This window comes from Aminobacter aminovorans, from assembly GCF_900445235.1.
GTDB classification, from domain to species: Bacteria; Pseudomonadota; Alphaproteobacteria; order Rhizobiales; family Rhizobiaceae; genus Aminobacter; species Aminobacter aminovorans.
Genome location: NZ_UFSM01000001.1, coordinates 354,716 through 371,037 on the forward strand (window position 1 = coordinate 354,716; position 16,322 = coordinate 371,037).

The following is a 16,322-nucleotide window of genomic DNA, read 5'->3' on the forward strand; positions in this document are numbered from 1 at the left end:
CGATGAAGCTCGAAATGATCCAGTTGGACGCCTTCACCGACACGGTTTTTTCGGGCAATTCGGCCGCCGTCGTGTTCCTCGCGGCCTGGCTGCCCGATCAGGTGCTCCAGGGCATCGCCCTGGAGAACAACCTCGCCGAGACGGCCTTCCTCAAGCCCAGCCACGATGGCTGGGACATCCGCTGGTTCACGCCCACCGACGAGGTCCCGTTCTGCGGCCACGCCACGCTGGCCTCGGCCTGCGCGCTTCATTTGCGCAAGGGCATCGAGCGGACCATGCGCTTCTCCACCCGCGAGGTCGGCGATCTCCTCGTCACACCGCAGGGTGGCGGCTATCGCATGGACATCCCACGCTTCGACGCCGACTTCGCCATCCCGGACGATGCGCTGGTCAACGGCCTGCGCGATCACCGCTGGGTGCAGTTGTTCCGCAACCGTGAGAACTACTTCGTTGAGCTAACGTCCGAAGCTGTGCTGCGCGCCTACCAGCCCGACCTGCCACGCATCGCCGAACTCGGATCGTTCGGCCTGTGCATCACGGCGCGCGGCAATGAATGCGATCTCGTCTCGCGCTACTTCGCCCCCGGCGCCGGCATCCCGGAGGATCCGGTTACCGGCTCGACGCATGCCACGCTTGCCCCCTACTGGGCTGAAAAGCTCGGCAAGACCATCCTTTCAGCGCGCCAGCTGTCGCCCCGCGGCGGTGTGCTCGGCTGCGAAGTCGCCGGCGACAGGATGTTCCTCACCGGCCAGGCAGTGATCTACATGGACGCCACGATCCACCTTGCCTGAGCAGTCCTGCCGCCAAGGAACCGCCCGCGACCTGATGCCACGCCGGCAGCGCTGGAACCACCTCCAGCCAGTTGGTATTGAGCCGCCGCTAGCTAAAAATTCGGCAGGATTCCCCGAGCCCAAGATCGGGGACCCTGCTTTCTTGGAAATGGAGTTTCAAATGATCGGCAAGAACGTTCCTGCTGTCACCTTCCGCACGCGCGTGCGCGACGAGGCCGTCGGCGGCCCGAACCCCTTCCGCTGGGAAGACAAGTCTTCGGCCGACTATTTTGGCGGCAAGCGCGTCGTGCTGTTCTCGCTGCCGGGCGCCTTCACGCCGACCTGCTCGACCTACCAGCTGCCCGATTTCGAGAAGCTGCATGGCGAGTTCCAGGCCGAAGGCATCGACGAGATCTATTGCGTCTCGGTCAACGACGCCTTCGTCATGAACGCATGGGGCAAGTCGCAGAACCTCGACAAGGTCAAGCTGATCCCGGATGGCTCGGGTGAATTCACCCGCAAGATGGGCATGCTGGTTGCCAAGGACAATGTCGGCTTCGGCATGCGCTCCTGGCGCTACGCCGCCGTCATCAGTAACGGCCGCATCGAAAAGTGGTTCGAGGAAGAAGGTTTCGCCGACAATTGCGACAGCGACCCCTATGGCGTCTCCTCGCCGCAGAACATTCTTGAGGCGCTGAAGAACGACGACGTCGCCGAAGCCGCATAAGCTTCACCGTCTTTGCTTGATACAAACCCCGGCCGCGAAAGCGCGCCGGGGTTTTTTGTGTCACGGCGTGCTCACGGCAACGTCTATTGGCTGGACAGCTGAATCGGCGCACGATGCTCTCTCCTACCCCGCCGTGAAAACCTTCCCGGAACCGACAATGCCCGCATTCGACCATCCCAGGAGCGTCCCATGACGCCCGAAATCCCGGCCGAGGTCTTCCCGCATATCCGCATCGTCATGGGCATGATCATCGGCCTGGGCATGGCGCGGCTTCTGTCGGGCGTCGCCCGCATCGTCCAGCATCCCGACCAGTACAGGCTCTATCCGGTGCACCTCGCCTGGGTTGCGTCGCTGCTTCTGACGCTGGTGCATTTCTGGTGGTGGGAATTCGGCCTCTACGCCGTCCCGAACTGGACCTTCGGCACGTACCTGTTCATCCTCGGCTACGCGATCGCGCTGTTCCTGCTGTGCGCGCTGCTCTTCCCAGACTCGATGCAGGACTATAAAAGCTACGAGGACTTCTTCTACTCGCGTCGCGCCTGGTTCTTCGGCCTCCTGGCCATGACCTATCTGCTCGACATCATCGACACCTTGATCAAGGGCGAGGCGCATTTCGCCCATTTCGGCGGCGAGTATCTGATCCGCACGCCGATCCTGGTGGCACTTTGCCTCATCGCCATCGCCACCCCGAGCAGGCGATATCATCTGGCATTCGTGACAGCTACTTTGCTGTATCAGATATCGTGGATCTGGCGGCTGTTCGACACCATCGTCTGACCCGCCGCCGGCTCCACCACCACGCCACAGGAACAACGACCCATGCTGCGCGCAACCAAGATCATCCGTGCCGACGTCACAGCAGGCGCGCAGCCCTTCGACGTCGCCGTGCTCGACCATGACGAGCGCCACATCAGGCGCCGTGCCATCGCGCTCTCCAATGGCGAACGCGTGCTTGTCGACCTGCCCGAGCCGGTCGTGCTCGAAACCGGCGACCTCGTGCTTCTGGAAGACAATCGCACCGCCAGCATCGTCGCCGCCGAGGAGGAGCTCTACGATATCCGCGCCCGCGACGCCGTCCACCTGACGCAGCTCGCCTGGCACATCGGCAACCGCCATCTCGCCGCTGCCATCTCAGTCGATCGCATCCTCATCCTGCGCGACCATGTCATCAAGGCGATGCTGGAAGGGCTGGGCGCTACCGTCACCGACATCCTCGCCCCCTTCGAGCCGGTGCGCGGCGCCTATTCCGGCCATGGAAATCACGGTCATCACCACGAGCACGGCCATTCACATGGGCACGACCATAAGCACGACCATGCTCATCACCACGACCATGGCGACCACCATCATCACCACCATGACTGAGCGCGGCAATGCCTCGCTGTTGCGGCTGATGGCGTGGCTGTCACCGGCCTTTCCAGTCGGCGGCTTTTCCTACAGCCACGGCCTCGAACAAGCCGTACATGATAATCTGATCGCCAGCCGCGACGACCTCGCAGCATGGCTGACTGCGCTCGCCGAGATCGGCTCGGGCTGGAACGACGCGGTGCTGTTCGCCGAAAGCTGGCGCCGCGCCGCTACCGACGGCGACCTGCGCGAGGTAGCGGAACTCGCCGAAGCATTGGCCGGCTCGCGCGAGCGCCACATGGAATCGATGCTACAGGGCGAGGCCTTCCTCAGCGCCGCCGCTGCTTGGCCGCATCCTGTCATCGCGCGGCTTCCGGCCGAGTGCCCCTATTGCGTCGCCGTCGGCGCCGTCGCCGGCGCCCATGGCATAACGCTGGAATATGCGCTGGCCGCCTGGCTGCAGGCTTTCTCCACCAATCTCATTCAGGCGGCAATCCGGCTAAGCGTCATCGGCCAGACGGCTGCAACCAGCATCATTGCCGGCTTCGAGCCTGTGGCGCTCGGTGTGGGCGCCCGTGCGGCAGTATCGACCCTCGACGATCTGGGGTCCGCCGCCCTAACCTCCGACATCATGGCGATGCGCCACGAGACCCAACATTCGAGACTGTTCCGCTCATGACCGTCCTCGCCTTCGCCCTCGCCGCCGTGCTCTATTTGATTGCCTCGATCCATGCCTATTGGGGGCTTGGCGGCGTCTGGCCGGGCACCGATCAGGCTTCCTGCGCCCGTACCGTCGTCGGCGCGCTCGGCATCGAGACGATGCCCTCGCCCGTCGCCAGCTTCGCCGTCACTGCCTGCCTTATCGTTGCGACGCTGTGGCCGCTGGCGCTTGTCGGCATCTTTGCCACGCCATTCCCCAAGGTAGGCCTCGCCGCCTCGGCGCTGATGGTCGCGCTGGTGTTCCTCGGCCGCGGCATTGCCGGCTTCACGCCAGCATGGCGCAGGCTTACGCCCGAGATGCCATTCGCCCGGCTCGACCGGCAGTATTATTCACCGCTGTGCCTCGCCATCGGCGCGGGTTTCGTTATCCTTGCCATCTCAGGATTCCAGTCATGACCTCGAAAAACGGCCCGCTTCGCATCGGCATCGGCGGCCCCGTCGGCTCGGGCAAGACGACGCTGACCGAAAAGCTGTGCAAGGCACTGCGCGACGAGTTCTCCATCGCGGTGGTCACCAACGACATCTATACCAAGGAAGACGCGATGATGCTGGCCCGCCTGCAGGCGCTGCCGGAAGAGCGCATCATGGGCGTGGAGACGGGCGGCTGCCCGCATACCGCCATCCGCGAGGACGCCTCGATCAATCTGCAGGCGATCGCCGAGATGAACAGGAAGTTCCCCGACCTCGACATCGTCTTCATCGAATCGGGCGGCGACAATCTGGCAGCGACCTTCTCGCCCGACCTTGCCGACATCACGCTCTATGTCATCTCGGTCTGCCAGGGCGAAGAGATTCCGCGCAAGGGCGGCCCCGGCATCACCCGCTCCGACTTCCTGGTCATCAACAAGAGCGACCTTGCACCTTATGTGAACGTCAATCTCGAGGTCATGGAAGGCGACGCCGCCCGCCAGCGCGGCAAGCGTCCGTTCGGCTTCACCGACCTGTCGCGCGGCAAGGGGCTGGAAGCGGTCATCGACTTCATCGTCGAGAATGGCGGGCTGAGGCTGGACCAGCCGATTTCAGCCTGAGCCGATGTTGCCGTGCCAGTCATGACGCGGCATTCTTCCTGTCAGCGCATCGCCCCGATGCCGGCAACGGCCTTGGGAAAGTACGATGCGCCAGCAAATTGCGAGGGAGGAACAAATGCCCGTCACCCAGCTCAAGCAGACCAATCTGCCGTTCTACGAAGAGCGCGTCGACCTCGCCTGCGCCTTCCGCTGGACGGCGCGGCTCAATATGCACGAAGCGGTGGCCAACCATTTCTCGCTTGCCGTCAACGACGACGGCTCGAAGTTCCTGATGAATCCCAACCAGGTGCACTTCTCGCGCATCAATGCGAGCGATCTGCTTTTGATCGACGCCAACGACCCCGAGACGATGAGCGGCCCCAACGCGCCCGACCCGACCGCCTGGGGCCTGCATGGCGCTGTCCACCGCAACTGCGCGCACGCGCGTTGCGTCATGCATGTCCATTCGATCCACGCCACGGTGCTGGCCTCGCTTGCCGATTCCACCCTGCCGCCGATCGACCAGAACACGGCGATCTTCTTCCGCCGCCATGTCGTCGACGGCCATTATGGCGGGCTCGCCTTCGAGGAAGAGGGCGAACGCTGCTCGCAGCTGCTCGCCGACCCCAAGGTCAAGGTGATGATCATGGGCAATCACGGCGTCATGGTCATCGGCGACAGCGTCGCCGATACCTTCAACCGGCTCTATTATTTCGAGCGCGCCTGCGAGACTTACATCAAGGCTCTGTGGACCGGCCGTCCTCTGCGCACGCTATCCGATGAGACCGCCGAAAAGGCAGCGCTCGAGCAGGAAGACTATCCCGGCCAGGCCGAGCGCCACCTCGCCGAGCTCAAGGCGATCCTCGATGAGCAGGAGCCGGTGTACCGAAACTGAGAGGCGGGTTTTGGTTCGTCATCGTATGATCGCCGAGGTTACGGCATGGATGCGGGGTCTCCGCAGTCGTTTCACTCCTGCTCCGCCCGAGGATGACGAATTTGAGATGACGGCTATGCCATTCACCGTCGTTGGGAGTTAGCCACGAGGGCTAGCTAGTCCAGCCCGAGCAGCGCCCTGACCTCTTCGGCGCTGTGCGCCACAAGCGCACCCGCCGGGCCATCGATCTTGTCTTGCGGCCAGAAGATGGTGCGCATGCCGGCGGCAACGCCTGCCATGGCGCCGGTGATGCTGTCTTCCATGACAGCCGTGTCGGCAGGATCGATGCCGGTGAGATAAGCGGCGCGGAGATAGGGTTCGGGATCAGGCTTGCCGAGACGCACGTCGTTGCGGCTGATCGTTTTCATCGTCGGCTCATGCATGCCGACGGCCTGCAGATTGGCCTCGACCACCATGCGGTCCGAATTGGAGACGATCGCCTGGACCACACCCTTTGCCTCCAGATCGCGGAAGATTTCCATCGCGCCCTCGCGCGGAAGCAGGTCCGGCGCACGGCCCATATAGTGATCGTATTTGAGGGCGATCCAATCGTCGAATTCGAGGGCGAGGCCGAACTTGTCGCGCAACACTTCATAGACCGGCCGCGCCGCCTGGCCGACGACACGCGCGTGCAGGTCGGCGGGCGGCTCGATGCCGACGCTGCGCAGCGCCGAAACAAGCGATTCCTCGTGCAGCGGCTCGCTGTCGATCAGCGTGCCGTCCATGTCCCAATACACTGCCTTCGGCGTCATATGACCGGTCCCTGTTCACCCCTTTGCTCATAGGAGCTTTGGCGGAGGAAATGAACCGTTGATATGACCTAGCGAAACACATGCGCGTGCGGAGGCTCAAACCCGCCGGCCGCAAGTATCCTTGCCGTCGATGTAGCCGACGTCGCGCTGGAGGTGATCCGGCAGGTCGCGGAAGTCCAGCACGCGTTTGCGCGAACGCAGCCCGAAGGCCGCAGCCAGACGTGCGGTCCAGCCGATCTGCTCGCAATGGAAAAGGCTTGCCTGTGCCGTGGCCATGATCGTCATCCTTTTGAGACGCTTGAAATGTGCTGATGTCTTGGCCTAGATATTGGTCTGGAATGATTGACTTTTCCAATTGAACATCGATCACAACCCATTAAATGGCCTTATGTATCGGAGTGCGTGAAATGCCGCTTCAGCTACCGCCTTTGACCGCGATCAGGGTGTTCGAAGCCGCCGCCCGGCAGGGCAGTTTCACCAAGGCCGCGGCCGAGCTCGGCATGACCCAGGCCGCCGTCAGCTACCAGATCAAGCTGCTCGAAGAGCGTGTTGGCGCGCCTTTGTTCCTGCGCAAACCGCGCCAGGTGGTGCTGACCGAGGTCGGCAGCCGCATGGTGCCTATGGTGACCGAGGCATTTGGCCTGTTGAGCGAGGCCTATCAGGTGGCGCGCGCCGGCTCCGGCGGCACGCTCGGCATTTCGACCGTCCACACCTTCGCGTCGAACTGGCTGGCCCCCCGCATCGGCTCGTTCCAGCTGCGCCACCCCAACATCGCCGTCCGCCTCGACACCTCGAGCTACCTCGTCGATTTCTCGCGCGAGGAGATGGATATCGGCATCCGATCCGGCTCAGGCAAATGGCCTGGGCTTGCCGCCCATTTTTTGCTGCGCTCGCAATTTTCGCCCATGCTCAGCCCGCGCCTTGCCGAGAGCATCGGCGGGATCAAGGAGCCGGCGGACCTGCTCAAGCTCAGGATCCTCAACCCCGCCGACATCTGGTGGAAGGACTGGTTCGCAAAGGCCAATGTGCCGGCGGACGCTCTCGACAGGATGCCAGATACCAGCCTGGGTTCGCAGGCCGCCGAGGCCAATGCCGCCATAGCCGGCCAGGGCGTGACGGTCCTGACCACGGCGCTGTTCACCGCGGAACTGGCCGAGGGCCGGCTGATCCAGCCGTTTGAACTCACCGCCCATGGCGGCGACTACTGGCTGGTCTATCCCGAGGGGCGCCGCAACGTGCCCAAGATCCGGGCTTTCCGCGAATGGATCATGGCCGAGCTCAATTGCCCCCCGGATGCGACAGGCGACTGACAGCACAGGCCAGCCCACCTCTGCTGGCATAATCCTTGGTCTTCGTGACAGCTTGCCACAACTCACACTTTCGGTCACAAACGGCGCCACGACGCGCCAAAAGGGCGGATTTCGTCGTCAAAACTTGCGATATCGACGCCAATGAGCCGCGATATCGCCACCGAAAGACGAAAAACCATGTCTGCGATCGCAACCGGCGCGCAATCACCGGCCACTCCTTGGCGCGACGAACTTCGCGCCATGCTGGCGCTTGCCTGGCCGATGATCCTCACCAATCTCGCCCAGACCGCGATGACGGCGACCGACGTGATGATGCTCGGCAGGCTGGGTCCCGATGCGCTTGCCGCCGGCGCGCTCGGCTCCAACCTCTATTTCGCGCCGCTGATCTTCGGCCTCGGCCTGATGTATGCAACCTCGCCGATGATGGCGGCCGAGCTTGGCCGCAAGCGCCATTCGGTGCGCGACGTCCGCCGCACCGTGCGCCAGGGCCTGTGGCTCGCCGTCCTCATCTCGATCCCGATCTGGGCCCTGTTGTGGTACGCCGAGGACATCCTGCTCGCCATGGGCCAGGAACCCAAGCTCGCCGAGCAGGCCGGCATCTACGTCCACCACCTGCAATGGGCGGCCTTGCCGTTTTTCGGTTACATCGTGCTGCGCTCGTTCATCTCGGCGCTGGAGCGCCCCGGCTGGGCGCTGGTCATCATGGCGATCGCGGTGGCGGCCAACGCGCTCGGCAACTGGCTTCTGGTATTCGGCAAATGGGGCTTCCCCGAGATGGGCATCGCCGGCTCCGGCCTTGCCACCAGCATCGCCAGCGGCATGATGTTCGTCGGCATGGCGGCCGTCGTGATGATGGAAAAGAAGTTCCGCCGCTACCACCTGTTCGGCCGCTTCTGGCGCGCCGACTGGCCGCGCTTCAGGGCGCTGCTCAAGCTCGGCTTGCCGATCTCCGGCATCCTCGCCTTCGAGGTGACGATCTTCAACGCCGCGGCATTCCTGATGGGGCTTATCAGCTCGTCCTCACTCGCCGCGCACGCCATCGCGCTGCAGATCTGCTCGGTCACCTTCATGATCCCGCTCGGTCTCGGCCAGGCCGTCACTGTGCGCGTCGGGCTGGCTTACGGCGCCAAGGACCGCGACGGTATCACGCGTGCCGGCTGGACGGCCTATGTACTCGGCGTAGGCTTCATGGCGCTGATGGCGCTGGTGATGGTGTTCTGGCCGCACCTGCTGATCTCGGCCTTCATCGACGTCAGCGACCCGGCGAATGCGCAGGTGATCGGTCTTGCGGTCAGCTTCCTGGTCTTCGCAGCGCTGTTCCAGGTGGTCGACGGCGCCCAGGCGGTATCGGCCGGGCAGCTGCGCGGGCTGCAGGATACGAAGGTGCCGATGATCCTCGCTGCCATCGGCTACTGGGGCATCGGCCTGCCGCTTGGCGTGCTGCTCGCCTTCCATTTCGGCTTCGAGGGCCGCGGCATCTGGATCGGCCTGTTCTCCGGCCTGGCGGTGGTGTCGGTGCTGCTGTTGTGGCGCTGGCTCAGGCGCGACCGCCTCGGCCTGATGCACAAGCCGGTGATCTGACGGGCGCTCAGTGCCCGTCTAGAGTGGTTCCGCGCCGTTCTTCGAATCGCGGAACCCCTCTATATTCTCGTATCTGCGCAATTCCGGACGGAAAACCGCTACGCACTTTTCCTGGAATTGCTCTAAGCCGCCGCCACCGACACCCGGTTGGCTACCCATTTGCCGGCCGCATTGATGATGCGGTCGGGATCGCTGTAGCTTTGCCGCAAGAGGCTCTCATAGACCGCACCCTCGGCGGCACGGTCCAGCGGTGTGGCCGAGCCGGTCATCGCCTGCAGCGCCTCGCCAAGTGCCGCCACAGCACCCGACCCCTCGTCGAATTGCGCCTTCTTGCGCCAGACGAGATCGTGCGGCAGCAGGTCGGCGCAGGCCTTGCGCAGGATCCACTTTTCCGTCGTCGGCCCGGTGCTTTCGGGTGAGGCCGGATCGGTGCGCCTGAGCTTCAGCGTCGCCGGAATGCTCTGGGCGAAACCGATCAGCTCTCGGTCAAGGAACGGCGTGCGCGCCTCCAGGCTCTCGGCCATGGTGACGCGGTCGACGCGCTGCAGATTGATGTTGTGCATGGTGCCGAGCGACCGCGTCAGCTCGTCGGCCAGTTCGCGCGGCCGGTCGACATAGGCGTGATGATAGGTGTAGCCGGCAAACAGCTCGTCGGCGCCCTCGCCCGTCAGTACCGCCTTGACATGTCGCCGCGCCAGCCTGGCGGCGAAATGCGTCGGCACCGCCGAGCGCACCAGGTCGATGTCGGCGCTTTCGAGATGATAGATGACATGCGGCAGGACGCGGGCGACCTCTTCAGGCGTAAACGCATGCTCGTAGTGTTCGGTGCCGAGATAGTCGGCCACCCGCCGGGCGGCAATCAGGTCAGGGCTGCCGGCGAGGCCGACGGAAAAGGTCTTCAGCCGCTTCGGCGACTGCCTTGCGGCGATCGCGGCGATGAGCGAGCTGTCGAGCCCGCCCGACAGGAACGAGCCGACCTCGACGTCGGCGACCATCCACTTGGCGACCGCCTCCTCCAGCACCAGCCTGAGCTCGCGCCAGGTCAGCTCTTCGTCGATACCGGGTTCCGGGTCGGCGGCGCCTTGCGGCATGCGATACCAGCGCCGCATGCCGGCCTGGCTGTCGAACATGGCGCCAGGTGCGAGCGCCTCGATCTTTGCGGCATCCACGCCGTCGAAGGCCTTGAGCTCGGAGGCGAAGGCCAGCCCCTCGCCGATATGGGCGACATAGAGCGGCTTGATGCCGAGCGCGTCGCGCGCCGCGATGATGCGATCCGGCGTTGCCAGAACGAAGGCGAACATGCCGTCGAGCCGCGACACCCAGCGCAGCGTATTGTTGCGGAAGAGATGCAGCACGGTCTCGCTGTCGCTGCGGGTCTGGAAGGCGGCCTCGCCGAGGATCGCCCTGAGGTCGGTATGGTTGTAGATCTCGCCGTTGACGACCAGGATGTTGTCGCCCTGGTAGATCGGCTGGGCGCCGTTGTCGGGGCCTATTATCGCGAGCCTTGCATGCGCCATGACGACGGGAATGTTCTTCGGTCGCAGCACCTCCAGCGCGTCGGGGCCGCGATGTTCCATCTTGCGGATCATCCGCGAGGCCAGCTGCTCGTCGTCGAGGTTCCAGAGGCACACAAATCCGCACATGGCGCTTCGCTCCCGCATGGCCGCCAGCGTCTTGGCCGGCATGAAAGCGATGCTAGGAGCGCCAGCCACGAGGCGCGACAACCCGGCGACTGGCAATTGTCACTCAGGCGACACCGGCCAAAGGTGTGGCGCTGGCCGTTGCAGGCGGATCAGGTCTCCGAGGACATTGCGCCCAAGAGCCGCCTGATGTCGCCGAATTTGGCGATCAAGCCGAACACCAGTGCCGCCACGGCGACGAAAAACACCGACACCGAGGCCATCGTCGGCGTGTAGCCATAGCGCAGGGCGTTGAAGATCTTGATCGGTAGCGTCTCCAGCGTGAAGCCGATGGTCATGTAGGCAACGATGTACTCGTTGAGCGACAGGACGAAGGCGAAGGCGTATCCCGAGACGAGGTAGGGCCGGATCAGCGGCAGCACCACCGTCTTCAGCACTGTGCGGTCGTCGGCGCCCATCGTCGCCGCCGCCTCGACCAGTGAACGGTCGATGGAGGCGAAGCCGAGCGACAGCGTCACCAGCGGCAGGGTGACAAAGAAGATCGCGTGGCTGATGACAGCCGTCCAGGGTTGGCCATAGAAGCCTGACGTCGCCCAGAAGGTGAGCATGCCGAGTGCGGTGATGACCGGCGGGAGGATGAATGGAGCGAGCCCGAGGATCTGGAACACGTTGGCCCATGGCGCTATGCGCCGCCACAGGAACCATGCAAGTGGCAGCGCGATGGCAACCGCAAGTGCCGCCGCAGTCACCGCCAGCGACAGCGAGGCGAACAGCGCCTTGCGCCATTCCGGATCGGCGAAGATCTGCGCGTACCAGGCCAGCGAGAAGCCTTTCGGCGGAAAGGCCAGATCCTGCTTTTCGTTGACCGACACGCCGGCAACGACAATCAGCGGTGCTGCCAGGAACAAGGCGACGGCGAAGAAATAGAGCCGGCGAAAGAATGTCTGTATCACAGCGCGTTCTCCCTACGTCCGACGAGCAGAGTGAGCCCGACAAGTGCCAGCGACATCAGCACCAAAAACACCGCCATCGCAGCCGCAAACGGCATGTTGGACTGGTAGATGGCCTGGTCGGTGATCAACACCGACAACGTCCAGTGCGACGGCCGGCCAAGGATCTGCGGCAGCAGATAGGAGCCGAGCGCGAACACGAAGACCATGATCAGCGTCGCGACGATGGTGTTGCGCAGCGCCGGCACGACGACGTTCATGAACGCCCTTACAGGCGAGGCGCCGAGCGTGCGCGCCGCCTCCAGCAAGGTCGGGTCGAGCCGCACCAAAGCGGGATAGAGCACCAGGATGGTGTAGGGCAGTGCCTGATAGACCATGCCGGTCAGCACCGCCCAGATGCTTGGCGTCAGCGCCACCGGCTCACTCATCAGGCCAATCGCCACGAACAAATTGGTGATGCCGGCGGTCCGTGTAAACAGCGTCGACCAGGCAAAGCCGATGATGACCTCCGACAACGAAAGCACCGACAGCAGGCAGACCAGCCAGACCGTTTGCACCTTTCGCGGCCGCTTGGTGAGCAGATAGGTGAAGGGAAAGGCGATGACCACGCAGCAGATCGCCACCATCACCGCCAGCACCAGCGAGAAGCCCAGCACCTTGGCGAAGAACAGGCTTAGGAAGCGGGCATAATTGTCGAAGACAAAGTCGGGCGTATAGAAGCCCGAGGGATCACGCTGGAAGAAGCTGACGGCGATCATCGTCGAGAACGGCACGACGAAAAAGACGATCAGCATCAGCCCGGGAAAGAACAGCGGGCTGTAGTCGGCCAGCGATTTTGGCGCCTCGCGTTTCATGACTTGAGCACCACGCAGGCTTCCGCCGGCAGGATCAGACCTACCTGCTGACCGGCCACCACTTCGGGCCGTTGGCGCGGCGTGGCCACCGCAATGATGGTCTTGCCGCCTGTTTCAACGAAGGTCTCGATCGTGCCGCCAAGATCGCGCACGAAAGTCACCGTGCCTGATATGGCGTCGCCGCCGACAGGGCCGAGATGCACGTCTTCGGGCCGGATCGACACCGAGGCCTTGGACAGGCCTTCGGGCATCGTCAGATTGGGAATGGCCTGGCCGAGCACCGAGACGCGGCCAAGCCGGTCGGCGGTCACGTCGAGCAGGTTGGTCATGCCGATGAAGTCGGCGACGAAGGCGTCGGCCGGCTTGCGGTAGATCTCGATCGGCGGTGCGGCCTGCAGGATCTTGCCGTTGCCCATGACGACGACCAGGTCGGCCATGGTCATCGCTTCGCGCTGGTCGTGGGTGACGACGAAGGTGGTGATGCCCAAGCGCTGCTGCAGCTGGCGCAATTCGACCTGCATCGCCTCGCGCAGCTTGGCATCGAGCGCCGACAGCGGTTCGTCGAGCAGGAACAGCTTCGGCGACAGTGCGAGTGCGCGGGCAATGGCCACGCGCTGGCGCTGGCCACCCGACAGCTTGGCGACGGGCCGATCGGCGAAGCCGGTCAGATGGATGAGCTTCAAAAGCTCGTCGGAGCGCTTCTTCTGCTCGTCGCGCGAAGCGCCCCGAATGCGCAAGGGATAGGCGATGTTGTCGCCGACCGACAGATGCGGAAACAGCGCCAGCGACTGGAACACCATGCCGAGGTTGCGCTTGTGGGTCGGTACCGGCGTGATGTCGGTGCCGTCGAGCAGGATCGCGCCGCTCGAGGGATCCTCGAGGCCTGCTATCATGCGCAAAAGCGTTGTCTTGCCGCAGCCGGACGGACCGAGCAGGCAGACGAACTTGCCATGCGGGACCGACAGATTGGCCGTGTCGACAGCCGTGAAGCTGCCGAATGACTTGGTGATGTCCTTAAGCACGAGTCCGGACATGCGAGGTCCTCAGAAGTGTTGTTGTAACTGTCGAGACGGAACGCGGCACGCGTCACGTCGAAGTGGAGCGTTGCGGAAAGCGTCTCTTCCCCCGTTCACGGGGAGAAGATGCCGGCAGGTAGATGAGGGGCGGCGCGAACCTTGCCACGGTGGCTCTGCCCCTCATCCGACCCTACGGGCCACCTTCTCCCCGCAAGCGGGGAGAAGGAATGAGGCAGATCAGCCGACGATCAGCTCGGTCCACTTCTGGTTAATCCAGTCGGCCTTGGTGGTGTAGAGGTCGTAGCGTGGGATGATCGGCGGGATGTCGGACGACACGCCGGCAAACTGTTCCGGCGTCAGATCGAGCAGCTCGCGCTTGACCGTCGGCGCAGTGCCGACCTTGCGCGACATCAGCGACTGCACGGCCGGCTGGCACATGTGGTCGATGAAGGCGTGCGCCTCTTCGGTCTTCTTCGAGGCGCGCGACAGCACCCACGAGCCTGAATCCTGGATGCCGCCTTCCTTCGGGAAGGTCGACCGCACCGGCTGTCCCTCGGCGGCGGCGAGGCCGGTGACGTCGTGGTAATACTGGCCCATCGGGATTTCGCCCGACTTCAGCGCCTGTTCGAACTGCGCCTCGTCGCGATACCACAGCCGCACGTTCGGCTTGACCTCGGCGAGCTTCTCGAGCGCCTTCTGGATGCCCTCCTCGGTGTCGAGCGCCTTGGTGCCACCCATGAAAGTGGTGGCGGTCACTTCGAGCAGGAACGAGTTGGAGGCGAGCGCCAGGAGGCCGAGCTTGTCGGCGTTGGCCGGATCCCAGAACGCCGCCCAGCTGTCGGGTGCAGCCGGGAAGACGTTGGTGTTGGTCACCAGCGTGATGTACCAGGCAACGGCACCGATGCCCGCGACGCGGCCATCCGGGTACTTGTTGACGAAGTGGTCGATCAGGTTCGCGCTGTTCTTGATCTTGGCGAGGTCGAGCGGCGCCCACAGCTCGGTCGACTGGCCCTTCAACATCGAAGTCTGCGACATCATCGAAAGGTCGGCCGGGGCCTGGCCAGCCTTGGCGGCCTGCTCCAGCTGCACCAGCCAGGCTTCGCCAGTCGGCTCGGCGACCGATTCCACCGCGATGCCGGTCGACTTGGTGAATTCGGGGAAGATGTGCTCGTCGAACGATTTCTTGAAGTAGCCGCCATAGACGCCGATCTTGATCGACTTGTCCTGGGCGCGCAGGATGGACGGCATCGCCAGCAGGCTCGCCGACGCGACGCCGGCGCCCAGCACGGTGCGCCGGCTGATCGGGTGGTTCAGAATCTTGCTCATGCTAGTTCTCCTCATTTATTGCCGGCTTTGTGCCGGCTGTTCCCACGGGTTCTTATGATGATGGAGTGTCGTTCAGCGTGCTGCGGCGCGGGCCTCCAATGAACGTGCATACTGGGTAAGCGGGTAGCAGAGCACGAAGAAGATCAGTGCCACCAACCCGTAGACGGTGAAGGGTTCGAACGTCGCGTTGTTGATGGCGTTCGAGGTCCTGAGCAGTTCCTCGAAGCCGATGATCGAAGTCAGCGCGGTTGCCTTGATCAGTTGGACGAGGAAGCCGACGACCGGTGCGCGCGTGATGGCAAAGGCCTGCGGCAGGATGATCAGGCGCAGTTCCTGGATATAGTGCAGCCCAAGGCTGGCGCCGGCATCCCACTGGCCGCGCGGCAAGGCATCGACGCCGCTACGCCAGATCTCGGCGAGATAGGCGCTGGCAAAGAAGGTCAGGCCGAGCACAGCCGCCGTCCACGGCTCGATGCGGAAGCCAAGCATCGGCAGGCCGAAGAACATCAAAAACAGCTGCATCAGCAGGGGCGTGCCCTGGAACAGCGCGATGTAGCCACTGGCGAAGCGCCGTGCCCACTTGGCCTTGGATATGCGCAGGAACAGGATGATGACGCCGACGATGCCGCCGCCGACAAAGGCCGCGATCGACAGGAGCACGGTCCAGCGCGTGGCGAAGATCAGGTTGCGCAGGATGTCCCAGAAGGTGAACTCGATCATGACACACCCGCCGAGAGCGTGCGTCGGCCGACGCCGACGAGAAGACGGCGCAATATGATCGACAGGCCGAGATATATCATCGCCACGACGAAGTAGGTCTCGAACGGACGGAAGGTCCGTGCCTGCAGCATATCGGCTTCGTAGGTGAGTTCACTCACTGCGATCTGCGACACGACCGAAGACTCGAGCATCATGATCACGATCTGGCTGGTCAGCGCTGGGAAGATGACCTTCAGTGCCTGCGGCAAAACGATCTTGACGAAGACCTGCCGTGGCCGCAAGCCCAAAGCAGCGGCCGCCTCGCGCTGACCCTTCGGCACCGCGTCCAGGCCGGCGCCGACGATCTCGGTGGTGTAGGCGGCCATATTGAGCGTCATCGCCAGGATGGCGGCAACGATCGGGTCAAGCCGGATACCGAGGCTCGGCAGGCCGAAGAAAATGAAAAACAGCTGCACCAGGAACGGCGTGTTCCTGATCACCTCGACATAGACAGTGATCGCGCGCTGGAGCCATTTCGGCCCGCTGCGCCTGCCGGCGGCGGCCAGCACGCTGATCAGCGTGCCGGCAATCGTCGTCACGAAGATCAGCAAGACCGTCATGGCGGCACCGCGGGCGATCGCGCCCACGGCACCTTCAAGCCAGCCGAAGTCGAGGCTGTAGCTCACCGA

The 16,322-nt window shown here is 63.8% G+C and carries 19 protein-coding genes; 10 read left to right on the forward strand and 9 right to left on the reverse strand.

Translation table 11 applies throughout. The features are described 5' to 3' along the window. Positions 1-2: 2 nt before the first annotated feature. The 8 genes from DY201_RS01780 (at position 3) to DY201_RS01815 (ending at position 5,466) form a co-directional block, all read left to right on the forward strand. On the forward strand, positions 3-791 hold the full coding sequence (locus DY201_RS01780) for a PhzF family phenazine biosynthesis protein (RefSeq protein WP_115729715.1): 789 nt from the start codon (positions 3-5) through the stop codon (positions 789-791). A 160-nt stretch (positions 792-951) separates the two neighbouring features. Next, positions 952-1,497 carry a peroxiredoxin gene (locus DY201_RS01785; RefSeq protein ID WP_115729716.1) on the forward strand — a complete coding sequence of 182 codons (546 nt, stop codon included), beginning with the start codon at positions 952-954 and terminating at the stop codon, positions 1,495-1,497. Positions 1,498-1,686: 189 nt separating this feature from the next. Continuing rightward, positions 1,687-2,274 (forward strand): hypothetical protein, encoded by a 588-nt coding sequence (locus DY201_RS01790; RefSeq protein ID WP_115729717.1) that lies wholly within the window; start codon positions 1,687-1,689, stop codon positions 2,272-2,274. 42 nt (positions 2,275-2,316) lie between these two features. Next, entirely contained in the window at positions 2,317-2,862 is a 546-nt protein-coding gene (locus tag DY201_RS01795) for an urease accessory protein UreE (RefSeq protein WP_115729718.1), read from the forward strand. Continuing rightward, positions 2,813-3,523: an urease accessory protein UreF gene (locus DY201_RS01800; protein WP_425358707.1), complete on the forward strand. Its 711-nt coding sequence runs from the start codon at positions 2,813-2,815 to the stop codon at positions 3,521-3,523. Before DY201_RS01795 ends, DY201_RS01800 begins: the two co-directional genes overlap by 50 nt. Next, positions 3,520-3,960, forward strand: coding sequence for a DUF3995 domain-containing protein (locus DY201_RS01805; protein ID WP_115729719.1), 441 nt, complete (start codon positions 3,520-3,522; stop codon positions 3,958-3,960). The genes DY201_RS01800 and DY201_RS01805 overlap by 4 nt, the downstream gene beginning before the upstream one ends. Next, positions 3,957-4,592 (forward strand): urease accessory protein UreG, encoded by a 636-nt coding sequence (gene ureG, locus DY201_RS01810; RefSeq protein ID WP_115729720.1) that lies wholly within the window; start codon positions 3,957-3,959, stop codon positions 4,590-4,592. The genes DY201_RS01805 and ureG overlap by 4 nt, the downstream gene beginning before the upstream one ends. A gap of 115 nt (positions 4,593-4,707) precedes the next feature. Beyond that, entirely contained in the window at positions 4,708-5,466 is a 759-nt protein-coding gene (locus tag DY201_RS01815; RefSeq protein ID WP_115729721.1) for a class II aldolase and adducin N-terminal domain-containing protein, read from the forward strand. A 155-nt stretch (positions 5,467-5,621) separates the two neighbouring features. On the opposite strand, the gene DY201_RS01820 is transcribed toward DY201_RS01815, so the two are convergent. Then, positions 5,622-6,257, reverse strand: a complete 636-nt coding sequence (locus DY201_RS01820; protein ID WP_115729722.1) for an HAD family hydrolase — start codon at positions 6,255-6,257, stop codon at positions 5,622-5,624. 96 nt (positions 6,258-6,353) lie between these two features. Further along, positions 6,354-6,533 (reverse strand): hypothetical protein, encoded by a 180-nt coding sequence (locus DY201_RS01825; RefSeq protein ID WP_131922386.1) that lies wholly within the window; start codon positions 6,531-6,533, stop codon positions 6,354-6,356. A gap of 131 nt (positions 6,534-6,664) precedes the next feature. Between DY201_RS01825 and DY201_RS01830 the strand changes: the two genes are divergently transcribed. Together DY201_RS01830 and DY201_RS01835 are read left to right on the forward strand one after the other, a co-directional pair. Continuing rightward, on the forward strand, positions 6,665-7,567 hold the full coding sequence (locus DY201_RS01830) for a LysR substrate-binding domain-containing protein (RefSeq protein ID WP_115729724.1): 903 nt from the start codon (positions 6,665-6,667) through the stop codon (positions 7,565-7,567). Between the two features lie 177 nt (positions 7,568-7,744). Further along, entirely contained in the window at positions 7,745-9,148 is a 1,404-nt protein-coding gene (locus DY201_RS01835; RefSeq protein WP_115733529.1) for an MATE family efflux transporter, read from the forward strand. A 122-nt stretch (positions 9,149-9,270) separates the two neighbouring features. On the opposite strand, the gene asnB is transcribed toward DY201_RS01835, so the two are convergent. From asnB to DY201_RS01870, 7 genes are all read right to left on the reverse strand, one after another. Continuing rightward, positions 9,271-10,791: an asparagine synthase (glutamine-hydrolyzing) gene (gene asnB / locus DY201_RS01840; RefSeq protein WP_115733530.1), complete on the reverse strand. Its 1,521-nt coding sequence runs from the start codon at positions 10,789-10,791 to the stop codon at positions 9,271-9,273. Between the two features lie 149 nt (positions 10,792-10,940). Further along, a complete protein-coding gene (locus tag DY201_RS01845; protein ID WP_115733531.1) occupies positions 10,941-11,738 on the reverse strand; it encodes an ABC transporter permease in 798 nt (265 codons plus the stop codon). Further along, the gene (locus DY201_RS01850; protein ID WP_115729725.1) at positions 11,738-12,592 is read right to left on the reverse strand and encodes an ABC transporter permease; all 855 of its coding nucleotides are present in this window, start codon (positions 12,590-12,592) and stop codon (positions 11,738-11,740) included. Before DY201_RS01850 ends, DY201_RS01845 begins: the two co-directional genes overlap by 1 nt. Further along, positions 12,589-13,626 carry an ABC transporter ATP-binding protein gene (locus tag DY201_RS01855; protein WP_115729726.1) on the reverse strand — a complete coding sequence of 346 codons (1,038 nt, stop codon included), beginning with the start codon at positions 13,624-13,626 and terminating at the stop codon, positions 12,589-12,591. Before DY201_RS01855 ends, DY201_RS01850 begins: the two co-directional genes overlap by 4 nt. A 219-nt stretch (positions 13,627-13,845) precedes the next feature. After that, a complete protein-coding gene (locus DY201_RS01860; RefSeq protein WP_165915982.1) occupies positions 13,846-14,934 on the reverse strand; it encodes an ABC transporter substrate-binding protein in 1,089 nt (362 codons plus the stop codon). A 72-nt stretch (positions 14,935-15,006) separates the two neighbouring features. After that, positions 15,007-15,654 carry an amino acid ABC transporter permease gene (locus DY201_RS01865; RefSeq protein WP_115729727.1) on the reverse strand — a complete coding sequence of 216 codons (648 nt, stop codon included), beginning with the start codon at positions 15,652-15,654 and terminating at the stop codon, positions 15,007-15,009. After that, positions 15,651-16,319 (reverse strand): amino acid ABC transporter permease, encoded by a 669-nt coding sequence (locus tag DY201_RS01870; protein WP_115729728.1) that lies wholly within the window; start codon positions 16,317-16,319, stop codon positions 15,651-15,653. Before DY201_RS01870 ends, DY201_RS01865 begins: the two co-directional genes overlap by 4 nt. Positions 16,320-16,322 lie beyond the last annotated feature (3 nt).